12 protein-coding genes are annotated in these 11,984 nt (G+C 58.7%); 7 read left to right on the top strand and 5 right to left on the bottom strand.

Features of this window, described 5'->3' with window-relative positions:
• The first annotated feature begins 22 nt into the window (after nucleotides 1-22).
• The 7 genes from ACWIKB_RS22250 (at nucleotide 23) to ACWIKB_RS22220 (ending at nucleotide 5,498) form a co-directional block, all read left to right on the top strand.
• The gene (locus ACWIKB_RS22250; protein ID WP_475269422.1) at nucleotides 23-517 is read left to right on the top strand and encodes a PaaI family thioesterase; all 495 of its coding nucleotides are present in this window, start codon (nucleotides 23-25) and stop codon (nucleotides 515-517) included.
• Between the two features lie 27 nt (nucleotides 518-544).
• Nucleotides 545-1,006 (top strand): metallophosphoesterase family protein, encoded by a 462-nt coding sequence (locus ACWIKB_RS22245; RefSeq protein ID WP_475269421.1) that lies wholly within the window; start codon nucleotides 545-547, stop codon nucleotides 1,004-1,006.
• 141 nt (nucleotides 1,007-1,147) lie between these two features.
• The gene (locus ACWIKB_RS22240; RefSeq protein WP_475269420.1) at nucleotides 1,148-2,857 is read left to right on the top strand and encodes an amidase; all 1,710 of its coding nucleotides are present in this window, start codon (nucleotides 1,148-1,150) and stop codon (nucleotides 2,855-2,857) included.
• 246 nt (nucleotides 2,858-3,103) lie between these two features.
• Entirely contained in the window at nucleotides 3,104-3,304 is a 201-nt protein-coding gene (locus ACWIKB_RS22235) for a PLDc N-terminal domain-containing protein (RefSeq protein WP_163914171.1), read from the top strand.
• Between the two features lie 544 nt (nucleotides 3,305-3,848).
• Nucleotides 3,849-4,142, top strand: a complete 294-nt coding sequence (locus ACWIKB_RS22230; RefSeq protein ID WP_475269600.1) for a fructose-bisphosphate aldolase — start codon at nucleotides 3,849-3,851, stop codon at nucleotides 4,140-4,142.
• 256 nt (nucleotides 4,143-4,398) lie between these two features.
• Nucleotides 4,399-4,917 carry a hypothetical protein gene (locus tag ACWIKB_RS22225; RefSeq protein ID WP_475269419.1) on the top strand — a complete coding sequence of 173 codons (519 nt, stop codon included), beginning with the start codon at nucleotides 4,399-4,401 and terminating at the stop codon, nucleotides 4,915-4,917.
• Nucleotides 4,918-5,072: 155 nt separating this feature from the next.
• Nucleotides 5,073-5,498 (top strand): hypothetical protein, encoded by a 426-nt coding sequence (locus tag ACWIKB_RS22220; protein ID WP_475269418.1) that lies wholly within the window; start codon nucleotides 5,073-5,075, stop codon nucleotides 5,496-5,498.
• A gap of 210 nt (nucleotides 5,499-5,708) precedes the next feature.
• Here the strand turns inward: ACWIKB_RS22220 and ACWIKB_RS22215 are convergent, their stop codons facing one another.
• The 5 genes from ACWIKB_RS22215 to ACWIKB_RS22195 form a co-directional block, all read right to left on the bottom strand.
• Complete coding sequence (locus tag ACWIKB_RS22215; RefSeq protein WP_475269417.1) at nucleotides 5,709-6,155, bottom strand: NUDIX hydrolase; 447 nt, start codon at nucleotides 6,153-6,155, stop codon at nucleotides 5,709-5,711.
• A gap of 77 nt (nucleotides 6,156-6,232) precedes the next feature.
• A complete protein-coding gene (locus tag ACWIKB_RS22210) occupies nucleotides 6,233-6,781 on the bottom strand; it encodes a cupin domain-containing protein (RefSeq protein WP_028623608.1) in 549 nt (182 codons plus the stop codon).
• Between the two features lie 444 nt (nucleotides 6,782-7,225).
• Nucleotides 7,226-8,512, bottom strand: coding sequence for an NAD(P)/FAD-dependent oxidoreductase (locus tag ACWIKB_RS22205; protein ID WP_475269416.1), 1,287 nt, complete (start codon nucleotides 8,510-8,512; stop codon nucleotides 7,226-7,228).
• A 50-nt stretch (nucleotides 8,513-8,562) separates the two neighbouring features.
• The gene (locus ACWIKB_RS22200) at nucleotides 8,563-10,053 is read right to left on the bottom strand and encodes an aldehyde dehydrogenase (RefSeq protein ID WP_475269415.1); all 1,491 of its coding nucleotides are present in this window, start codon (nucleotides 10,051-10,053) and stop codon (nucleotides 8,563-8,565) included.
• A 301-nt stretch (nucleotides 10,054-10,354) separates the two neighbouring features.
• Nucleotides 10,355-11,731 carry a glutamine synthetase family protein gene (locus ACWIKB_RS22195; protein WP_265039182.1) on the bottom strand — a complete coding sequence of 459 codons (1,377 nt, stop codon included), beginning with the start codon at nucleotides 11,729-11,731 and terminating at the stop codon, nucleotides 10,355-10,357.
• Between the last annotated feature and the right edge of the window lie 253 nt (nucleotides 11,732-11,984).

Genomic DNA, 11,984 nt, shown 5'->3' with positions numbered 1-11,984 from the left:
CATTGTTCAGGATGACCCCGCCATGCTTCATACCGAAACGCCCCTGCAAGACATCGCCGCACCCGAAGGCGTGTGCTACGGCTGCGGTGGCCGTAATCCCCATGGGCTGCACGTCAAGAGTGTCTGGCATGAGGACGGCGTGCATGTCATCGCCGAGCACATCCCGGATGCCAAATACTGCGGCTGGCCGGATCTGGTCTACGGCGGCCTGATCGCGATGCTGGTCGATTGCCATTCCAACTGGACGGCGATGGCCTATCACTACCGCTCGGAACAGCGTGAACCGGGAAGCCTGCCGCGCATCGATTGCGTCACGGGCAACCTCGGGATCAAGTTCATCAAACCGACGCCGATGGGCGTGACGCTGACCCTGCGGGCGAAAGTCGAAGGCGAGGTTGGACGCAAAACCCGGGTGACCTGCGAGGTCTACGCGGGCGATGTGCTCACCGCGATTGGCGACTCCACTTTCGTGCGGGTGGACACCGGGCAACTGGCGAACGCGGCGCATGGTCGCTAAGCCTCCTCTATCGCGCAGGAGCGTCCCATGAAAATCGGCGTCCTCTCCGATACGCACGGCTTGCTCCGCCCCGAAGCCGTCGCAGCCTTGCAAGGGTGTGAACGCATCATTCACGCGGGCGACATCGGTGGCCCGGAGATCCTCGCTCAACTGGCCGCTATCGCACCGGTGCATGCAGTGCGCGGCAACAATGATCTGGACGCTCCCTGGGCGCGCGAATTAGCCGATTACCTGCGTTTCGATCTCAACGGCTGGAAGGTGCTGCTGGTGCATGACATCGCCGACGTTGCGGCCAATCTGGATGACAGTATCAAGCTGGTGATCACTGGCCATTCGCACAAACCGTGCATCGACTGGCGCGGTGATCGGCTTTACCTGAATCCAGGCAGCGCCGGGCGTCGGCGGTTCAAACTGCCGGTCACGCTGGCACTGCTTGAAGTGCTCCCTCACTCAATCGAACCGCGCCTGGTGCCACTGCTCGACGGATGAGCCTCCCCTCGCGACCCGCCATATCGGCCGTGCCTCGAGTCCTCGCTTGGTGTTAAATAGCGCACAGTTTGCAAACCCAGACGCTGTCGCATAACGCAGTGCACCGAATCCCCCTATGAACACCCATTTTGAGAGAACAGCATGATCGAGGTCACCGAGGTTTCCATTGCCGAGCTGCGTGCTGCGCTCGAATCGGGCCAGACCACATCAGTTGAACTGGTCCAGGCCTATCTCGCCCGAATTGAGGCTTACGACGGCCCCGACACGCCAACTGCCCTCAACGCGGTTGTGGTGCGCAACCCCGAAGCGCTGAACGAAGCGCAAGCGTCCGACGCCCGCCGGGCCAAAGGCCAGACGCTGGGCCCGCTCGATGGCATCCCCTACACCGCCAAAGACAGTTACCTGGTGAAGGGCCTGACCGCCGCGTCTGGCAGTCCGGCCTTCGCCAATCTGATCGCTTATCGCGATGCGTTCACCATCGAACGTCTACGCGCCGCCGGGGCGATCTGCCTCGGCAAAACCAACATGCCGCCGATGGCCAACGGCGGGATGCAGCGCGGGGTCTACGGCCGGGCCGAGAGTCCGTATAACGCTGACTACCTCACTGCTCCTTTTGCATCCGGCTCATCGAACGGTGCCGGCACGGCCACCGCCGCCAGCTTCGCCGCTTTCGGGCTGGCGGAAGAAACCTGGTCAAGCGGTCGCGGTCCTGCATCGAACAATGGCTTGTGCGCCTACACCCCGTCGCGCGGGATCATCTCGGTGCGCGGCAACTGGCCGCTGACCCCGACGATGGACGTGGTCGTGCCGTTTGCCCGAACCATGGCTGACTTGCTTGAAGTGCTCGACGTGGTGGTGGCGGAAGACCCCGACACACGCGGTGACCTGTGGCGGATGCAACCGTGGGTGCCGATTCCGAGCGTTGCCTCGGTGCGCCCTGCCTCCTACGCCAAACTTGCCGCGAAACCCGATGCGCTCGCCGGTAAACGCCTAGGCATTCCTCGCATGTACATCAATGCTGATCCCGAAGCGGGAACGTCTGAAGCCCCGGGTATCGGCGGTCCGACTGGCCAGCGCATCAACACTCGAGATTCGGTGATCGAACTCTGGAAACAGGCGCGTCGGGCACTCGAAGCAGCGGGCGCCGAAGTCATCGAAGTTGATTTTCCGCTGGTATCCAATTGCGAGGGCGATCGTCCCGGCGCGCCGACAGTGTTCAATCGCGGGATCGTTTCCAAGGAGTTTCTACACCATGAGTTGTGGGATCTGACGGCTTGGGCATTTGATGATTTTCTGCGGGCGAATGGCGATCCGAAATTGAATCGCCTGGTCGATGTGGATGGGCCGCTGATCTTCCCGCACGATCCGGGGACGTTGCCCAATCGCGAGGGTGACCTTGCGGCGGGCATGGACGAGTACGTGCGGATGGCCAAACGCGGAATCATACCTTGGGACCAGATCAGCACTGTGCCTGATGGACTTCGGGGGCTTGAACAAACCCGCCGACTCGACCTTGAACACTGGATGGATCGGCTTGGGCTCGATGCCGTACTGTTCCCGACAGTTGCTGACGTTGGGCCGGCGGATGCTGATGTGAATCCTGCATCGGCGGATATCGCGTGGAGCAACGGCATCTGGGTCGCCAACGGCAACCTGGCGATCCGGCATTTGGGGGTGCCGACAGTGACGGTGCCGATGGGTGTCATGGCGGACATTGGCATGCCGGTCGGGTTGACGTTTGCCGGTCGGGCGTATGACGATTCGACGTTGCTGCGGTTGGCTTCGGCGTTTGAAGCTACCGGGACGAAGCGGATGATTCCGCCAAGGACTCCAGCGCTATCCGCCAGCTAAGCGCAGGTCGTTAGTCAACACAAACACCCTGTGGCGAGGGGGCTTGCCCCCGTTCGGCTGCGAAGCAGTCGCAAAACCATTGCACGCGGCGCGCCTGCTGCACAGTAGCGATAGGTTTTGGGGCCGCTGCGCGTCCCAACGGGGGCAAGCCCCCTCGCCACAGGTTAGTGTTCTGCCCCAACTACAAATTTAATGAACCCTCCCCACCACAGCCCACCTAAAGAAATGACTTTCAGGAGGTGGCTAATGCAAATCGAATACGTCTGGATCGCACTCGCGGCAATACTGGTAGTGATTGAATTGTGGGCGATCAACAAAGTGATCAAAAGCGGCAGCAAGATCGACAACAAAGGCGTGTGGATCGTGGTGATCGTGTTCGTGCCGCTGATCGGCCTCATCGCCTGGGCACTGGCCGGCCCGAAGCACAGCACCCATAGCGCGCAATAGCCAACGGGCCAAAGCGAACTCGATTTCTGTAGCGAGGGCGCTTCCTGTGGCGAGGGGGCTTGCCCCCGTTGGGCTGCAAAGCAGCCCCAAAAACCCAAGCCCTTCCCAAAAGCCCCGAAGACTCGGGGCTTTTTCATTCCTGACTGACTCACCCGGTTCCCCCGCCATCCCCCAACCCACGTAGGAGCTGCCGAAGGCTGCGATCTTTTGATCTTCACGTCTGAAAACCACGTAGGAAAACACCCTTTGTGGCGAGGGACCTTGCTCCCGCTGGGCTGCGAAGCAGTCCTAATCCCCATCTCCAATTTCCTCAGACATTTCCGAGTGCCCAGCCTGCAAGGGTTTCGTGGCCGAACGTGCCAAATCCCCTTCACCACGATGACCTAAAAGCCGTCCTACACCCCGGTTGCGAGCCCCAAAGTCGACACCTATATTCGACCCGTCGCCACAGCAATTGGCGATAGGGTTTCGCAGCCCTCAAAGAAGAGCATCAAGTGCCGCCATGTTTATGGCGGTTGTGATTTTCTTTATCGAACTCAAATTCATGACTAATCAAAACCCGCCACGCCGCTTCACCCCCATGTCCCAGTTCGCCACCGACTACCCCGTCCTCCTAATCGACAACGACGCCCCCCTCCGCGAACTCCACAACTGCGTCAGCGAACGCCTCAACGCCGTCCTCAAATACCTCAGCCTCATGGGCTGCACCACCCTCCCCGACTACGCCGAAAACGACATCAACACCGTCACCAACATCGCCTGGATCTTGATCCGGGATGTGCATGATGTGTTTCGGGTGATCGAGCAGCGGGGGTTTGATACAGCACCGAATCAGTAACCCGAACCGAGTCGAAAAAAAACCGCATTTCTGCGGTTTTTTAACGCCTTCGTGAAGCTGGAGCAACAGCCCACTGTGCCAATCTAGTGATGCATCGGCCAATAGTCGAATGGCACCCGCCCCCTTCCACTGATATCAACTTGATGGCACTCTGCGGCCCTATTTGGCAAAAGATGAAGAATCTATTTTTTGGGATTTCCATAGCTCGAACAATAAATCCGCCCATCTCCTCAAACCGATACGGACAGCAACGCCCATGAAACCGCTGTATTTAGGCTCGCTCCTGCTGCTGATTGCCGGTTGCTCGCCGATCCCGCAATACGAAGCCCCTGCCAATGCGCCCCAAGCGCAGATTCGCAGCGAAATGGACGCAATGATCAATCGTCACAACTACCTGACCCTTAGCGCAGCACCGACCATGGCCTGCAAGTACGGCCGGTCGGTTCCCGTAACACCCGCTCGTAAACTGTTCTCGGTCTGGGGTGGCGACCCATCGACACCCGAAGGTTTTCGAGCCATTGAAGCGGGCAAACCGATCCACCTGTTGCTAGAGGGCGGGGCCAGCGGCAACCGCAGGTGCACAGTCGATTTTGTTACCGAGTTCATGCCCGGCGCCCGTTATGTGATCAAGGGCGGCATCACCGACGGCCCTAATGTCTTGAGCGGTTGTCAGATCAACATCGTCGATCTGGATTCTGGTGCTCGACTCTTTCAGGCCAGGCAATCACCGGCCAATAACTGTGCTCTGGATCGGTTGTCACTGCCGACGCCTTGATCATGCGGACTGGTTGAACGCGCCGTCGTTTGATTTGTAACTGTTGTTCAATGACGCTGGAAATAAGGTGGCAGATCTTTGTTTAAATAGATCTTTCGCCTTTTTTGGGATCAAGCAGCGCCAGGCTGATTCCTGGCAAATCATGGAAGTGCGTAATGAGAGTAATCATTGCTGTGTTATTGATGCTGAGCGGGTACGCCTATGCCAGTTGCGGGCAGATATCAGACAGTGATCAGCGCAACTATTGTTATGCCAAGGAGAGTGGCGGTAGCTGTGGGCAGATCAATGATTCGAATTTGCGCAATGCGTGCAATGCAGAGAAAGGAGGTTCTGGCTGTGGGCAGATAAGCGACAGCGATATGCGCAACTATTGCTATGCAAAAAAGAGCGGCAGTGGCTGCGGGCAGATCAATAATTCCGATATGCGCAATGCCTGCTATGCGGAAACCAGCAACGGCAGCTGTGGTCAGATCTCGGACAGTGACCAGCGCAATTTTTGCTACGCCAAGAAGGGCAATGGCAGTTGCGGGCAGATTTCCAATAGCGATCTGCGGAACCAGTGCGACGCCATGAAGCGCTGACAACTAAAAAGCCCCGTCCATTTCTGGCGGGGCTTTGGGTAACCGCGTCAAATCTTATGAACGCGTTACCTCATGGCCCGCCGGAAGCGGTCATGGAGGAACACATCATGTTCATGTGGCGTGTATAGGTCATGGGGCGATAGTGTTTGGGATGATCCGGGTTGTCAATTTTGGGGGCAAAACAAATGCGTTCCCTATCCCTAATGAGCATCAGTCCAGCAATGCAACTTTCTTCAATAAATCGTAAAGACCATCAGGCACCAACGGCGATTTGCTAGTAAAGCTCGCGGACGAGTGCCACTTCGCAGTAAACGCAGCACCATCACTCTCTTGAGCGTTCAAGTACGGCAATTCGTAAACCGCTGAATCCACAAACCTCGCATCGTATACCTGCACAATCTCGTGCCCTGGCTTACCGGCGTAAGTAAAGAGGCTTTCAAGCGTGCCGATCAATCGGACATCGGTGATCGGCAAACCGAGTTCTTCCTGGACCTCTCGCACTACGGCATCGGCTGAGGTTTCGCCAAAGTCGATACCTCCGCCGATAGGCCGGAAGAAGGTTTGTTGGGTGACGGGGTCGGTGAATTCGTTGACCAGTATCTTTCCATCGTGATGGAAGACACAGAGCGCTAGTGCGCGGATGCGTTGGGTAGTCATGCGGTAAATCCATTTACTTTGAAGAATGCCTGTAGCAACGAACGACCGTTGCTACAGGTTAGTGTCCATTTTTGATATCAGAAGTTAGCCGGGGTGTTGGCGCTGATGATTTCCGCCTCATCCTGCCCAATATTGCGAAACCGATGCGGCAGCGTCGTCGGAAAGTAATACCCATCCCCAGCGTTCAACACACTAATCTGCCCATCAACAGTAAGCTCAACAGTGCCGCGGGTTACGAGCCCACATTCCTCGCCTTCCGAATGCACAATCGGCTCTTCCCCCGAACTAGCCCCAGGCGCGTACTGCTCACGCAATAACCGCATCTGCCGGCTCGGCACCGAGGCGCCAATCAGCAACAACCTCAACCCATGACGGCCAAGATCCGGCTGTTCATTCGCACGAAATACGTATTGATGCTCACGCGGCGGCTGATCAAAGGTAAAAAAGTCCGCCAAAGACATGGGTATGCCTTCGAGCAGTTTTTTGAGGGAGCTGACGGAGGGGCTGACGCGATTTTGTTCGATCAGGGAGATGGTGGCATTGGTGACGCCGCTACGCCGGGCCAGCTCGCGCTGGGACAGTTTGTAGCTTTCGCGTACTAATTTGAGTCGTGAGCCCGTGTCCATGACAGCCTTATGTGTGAACTACTTAAGGGGTTATGGGGGTGGATGGCGGGCGACTTTTGGCCGCGAGGAACACCGCTTCCCTGTCCCAGAAACGTGAAAGGCGGGTATTAAATCACGTTTGTTCGTGTTGCTCAGCAGGTTCGATGGGTGGGGGGATAAAAAGGCTGGCGGGCCTGGTATTGGTCTGTTTTGGTGCGTTGGCTGTGGGAGTGAGCCTGCTCGCGAAAGCGGTGTTTCAGACAACATTACTGTGGCTGATATGGCCTCTTCGCGAGCAAGCTCGCTCCCACAGGTTTGATCCGGGTTGGGCGCAGGATTTGTGTCTGGCATGGATCTCCTGTGGGAGCGGGCTTGCTCGCGAAGGCGGCGGATCAGTCACTATTGATGTGGCTGACCTACCGCTTTCGCGAGCAAGCCCGCTCCCACAGGGGGATTGCGGCAGGCTTAGATACCGAACCGATCACGCAACGCGTAGTACGCGGCGCCCATGGCGGTCAGCGGGGCCTGGAAGGTGCGGCCGCCGAGCATGGGCATGTGTGGCAAGGATGCGAAAGCATCGAAGCGTTCGGCGTCGCCGCGGATCATTTCCGAGATCAGTTTGCCGGCCAGGTGCGAGCAGGTGACGCCGTGGCCGCTGTAGCCTTGCATGTAGTAGGCGTTTTTCTCGATGCGGCCGAATTGCGGCATGCGCGACATGGTCAGCAGGAAGTTGCCGGTCCAGCGGTAGTCGATCTTCACGTCCTTGAGTTGCGGGAAGGTCTTGAGGATTTTCGGCTTGATGAGTTGTTCGATGTCGTCCGGCTCGCGGGCGCCGTAGACCACACCACCGCCGTACAGCAAGCGGTTGTCGGCGGTGAGGCGGTAGTAATCGAGCAGGTAGTTGCAGTCTTCAACGCAGTAGTTGTTTTTGATCAGGCTGCGCGCAACCTGTTCGGACAACGGTTCGGTGACGACGATTTGCGAACCGCACGGCATGCTTTTACGCGTGACACGGTTGTCGAGGTCTTGCGGCAGGTAGGCGTTGCCGGCGATCAGCAGGTACTTGGCGCGGACCACACCTTTGGCGGTGCGCACGGTGATCGGTTCGCCGTAGGTGATTTCCACCGCCGCCGATTGTTCGTAGATCTTGCCGCCCAGGCCGATGATCGCCGAGGCTTCGCCGAGGGCCAGGTTCAGCGGGTGGATGTGGCCGCCCTGCATGTCGAGCAGGCCGCCGACGTAGTTGTCGCAACCGACTTCGCGCTTGATGTCGGCGGCGTCGAGCATTTTCAGGTTTTTGTTGCCATAGCGTTCCCAGCTGCTTTTCTGCTCAGCCAGGCCTTTGAGTTGCTTTTTGTTCAACGCAGCGAAGATGCCGCCGGGCTTGTAGTCGCACTGGATGTCGTAGTGCTGGATGCGCGAGCGAATGATGTCGGCGCCTTCGAAGATCATGCTGCCGAGGACTTCAGCAGTCTTGTCGCCGTAGCGTTCTTCGATCACATCGACGTCGCGGCTGTAGGAGTTGACCAGTTGGCCGCCGTTGCGACCGCTGGCACCGAACCCGACTTTGGCGGCTTCGAGGACGGTGACGCTGTAACCGGCTTCGGCGAGGAACAACGCCGAGGACAAACCGGTGTAGCCGGCGCCGATCACGCAGACGTCGCATTCCACCAGTTCTTCAAGTACCGGGAATTCGCCGGTGAAGTTGCGGGTGGCCGCGTAGTAGCTGTTTACATGTGTTGTTGGTTTCATACGTTTCTCCGATGGCCGCAGGCTGACCTGCGACCGCCGCTGTAAAGGTGTTAGAGCTTGATCCAGGTCGCTTTGAGTTCGGTGTATTTGTCGAACGCATGCAGCGATTTGTCCCGACCGTTACCCGACTGCTTGAACCCGCCGAACGGCGCGGTCATGTCGCCGCCGTCGTACTGGTTGACCCAGACGCTGCCGGCGCGCAAGCCGCGAGCGAAGGTGTGGGCCTTGCTCAGGTTGCTGGTCCACACGCCCGCGGCCAGGCCGAAGATGCTGTCGTTGGCGATGGCCAGCGCTTCTTCCTCGGTGTCGAAGGTGATCAGCGACAGCACCGGGCCGAAGATTTCTTCCTGGGCGATGGTCATGGCGTTGGTCACGCCGTCGAAAATCGCCGGTTCCACGTACAGGCCACCGGTGCTTTCGAGGGTGCGGCTGCCGCCGGCGATCAGTTGCGCGCCCTGGTCCTTGCCGACCTGGATGTAGCGCAACACGTTGTCCAGTTGACGCTGATCGACGACCGCGCCGACGGTGGTGTCCGGATCGAGGGCGTGCCCCGGTTTCCAGGCTTGCAGCGCCTCCACCAGCAGCGGAATGAACTGCTCGCGAATCGGGCGCTCCACCAGCAACCGCGAACCGGCGGTGCAGACTTCGCCTTGGTTGAAGGCAATCGCCCCCGCCGCTGCTTGTGCTGCCGCGCGCAAATCCGGCGCGTCGGCGAACACCACGTTCGGGCTCTTCCCCCCTGCTTCGAGCCAAACGCGTTTCATGTTGCTTTGCCCGGCGTAGATCAGCAGTTGCTTGGCAATCGCGGTGGAGCCGGTGAAGGCCAGCACGTCGACGTCCATGTGCAACGCCAACGCCTTGCCGACGGTGTGACCGTAGCCCGGCAGGACGTTGAACACGCCTTTCGGGATGCCGGCGTCCAGCGCCAGTTGCGCGATGCGGATCGCGGTCAGTGGCGACTTTTCCGAAGGCTTGAGGATGAACGAGTTGCCGGCGGCCAGGGCCGGGGCGAACTTCCAGCTGGCCATGATCAACGGGAAGTTCCACGGCACGATGGCGGCGACCACACCCGTTGGTTCACGGGTGATGAGGCCGAGTTGATCGTGCGGCGTGGCGGCGACTTCGTCGTAGATCTTGTCGATGGCTTCGGCGCTCCAGCGGATCGCGTTGGCGGTCGCCGGGATGTCGATGTTCATGGAATCGCTGATCGGCTTGCCCATGTCGAGGGTTTCGAGCAGGGCCAGTTCTTCCTGGTTGGCCAGGATCAGATCGGCGAAACGGATCAGGATTCGTTTGCGCTCGGCGGGTGCCTGTTTGGCCCAAACGCCGGACTCGAAGGTCTGGCGTGCGACTGCGACTGCCGCGTTGGCGTCGGCTTCGTCGGTGCTGGCGACGTTGGCCAGGAAACGGCCGTCAACCGGGCTGATGCATTCGAAGGTATCGCCGCTGAGTGCTGCGCGATATTGACCGTCGATGAACGCGCGGCCTTCGATGGATAAGGACTGGAAGCGTTGTTCCCAGTCGCTGCGAGTGTTTGTCATTGTTGTGACTCGACGCAGAGGAATAGGTGATCGTCAGTTAAAACTTGCAATGCAATCCCCTGTGGGAGCGGGCTTGCTCGCGAAGGCGGTGTGTCAGGCGACATCGATGTTGACTGTGCCGGCCTCTTCGCGAGCAAGCCCGCTCCCACATTGGATCAGCGGTGTTCACAGAACTCGTGTTCACCGGCAATCCCTTGTGGGAGCGAGCCTGCTCGCGAAAGCGGTGTATCAGGCGACATCAATGCTGACTGTGCCGGCCTCTTCGCGAGCAGGCTCGCTCCCACAGGGATTTCACTGGCCGTTAAACAGTGTGCAAATACCAGTTGTACTCAAGGTCCGAGATGGAGTTCTCGAACTCGGCCAGCTCGCTTTCCTTGCACGCCACGAACACGTCGATGTAGAGCGGGTCGATGTATTTGGCCATGACTTCGCTGTCGTCCAGCTCGCGCAGTGCATCGCGCAGGTTGTTCGGCAGGCTCTGTTCGTTCTGCTCGTAGCTGTTGCCTTCCACCGGTGGGCCCGGCTCGATTTCGTTGGTCAGGCCGTGGTGAATACCGGCCAGAACCGACGCCATCAACAAGTACGGGTTGGCATCAGCGCCGGCAACACGGTGCTCGATGCGCACCGAGTCCGCCGAACCGGTTGGCACACGCACCGCAACGGTACGGTTGTCGATGCCCCAGCTCGGCGAGTTCGGCACATAGAACTGCGCGCCGAAGCGGCGGTACGAGTTGACGTTCGGGCACAGGAAGGCCATCTGCGCCGGCAGGGTCTCGAGCACACCGCCGATCGCGTGTCGCAGCGCGGCGTTCTGCTCGGGATCCTCGCTGGCAAAGATGTTGTTGCCTTCTTTGTCGAGAATCGAAATGTGCACGTGCAAACCATTGCCCGCCTGACCCGGATACGGCTTGGCCATAAACGTGGTGTCCATCTCGTGGTCGTAGGCGATGTTCTTCACCAGACGCTTGAGCAACACCGCGTAGTCGCAGGCTTTGATCGGGTCGTTGACGTGATGCAGGTTGACTTCGAACTGCGCCGGGGCGCTTTCCTTGACGATGGCGTCGGCCGGGATGCCCTGCTCTTTCGCGCCTTCGAGGATGTCTTGCAGGCAATCGACGTATTCGTCGAGGTCATCGATCAAGTACACCTGAGTCGACACCGGACGCTTGCCCGATACCGGCGAACGCGGCGACTGCGGACGACCGTTCACGTTGTCCTGGTCGATCAGGTAGAACTCCAGCTCGAATGCCGCGCAGATGGTCAGGCCGAGTTCGTCGAATTTGCGCACCACATTAGCCAGCACTTCCCGAGGGTCGGCGAAGAACGGCTGGCCTTCGAGTTCGTGCATGGTCATCAGCAATTGCGCGGTTGGGCGTTTCTGCCACGGCTCAATGCTCAGGGTGTCAGGGATGGGGTAGCAGATTCGATCCGAGTCGCCGATGTCCAGACCCAGGCCGGTGCTTTCCACCGTAGAGCCGTTGATGTCCAGGGCAAACAGCGAGGCCGGGAGGTTGATGCCTTTTTCGTAAACCTTATGAAGACTGGTGCGTTCGATGCGCTTGCCGCGCACCACACCGTTCATATCCGCAATCAGAAGGTCGACGTACAAAACCTCAGGATATTTCTTAAGGAATGCGTTTGCTTCGTTGAGTTGAACGGTACGCAGAGGGACCGACATGATGCACCTATTAGCTGTTAATTATTATGTTCACTACCTTGTTGCGAGCCCAGTCAATCCGAAAGGCAAAGTGAAGTCAATAGCGAACACTTGGCCTTTCAACCTTTATTTTCGGGCCTTTTATGGGCACGAGAGTGCCAGATACGTCCCGCGCACCGCGTAAATCCTCAGGATCAGACGACCGGCGTTTAGAATTTTTTACATGAGAGTTGTTAATTAAAATCAACAAGGCTAAGCTCCGGAAAAGCTCGTT

It is taken from the genome of Pseudomonas sp. 5Vm1k, from assembly GCF_056161485.1.
Note: the sequence above shows the minus strand (reverse complement) of the source record. Positions and strands in the feature narration are given on the sequence as shown.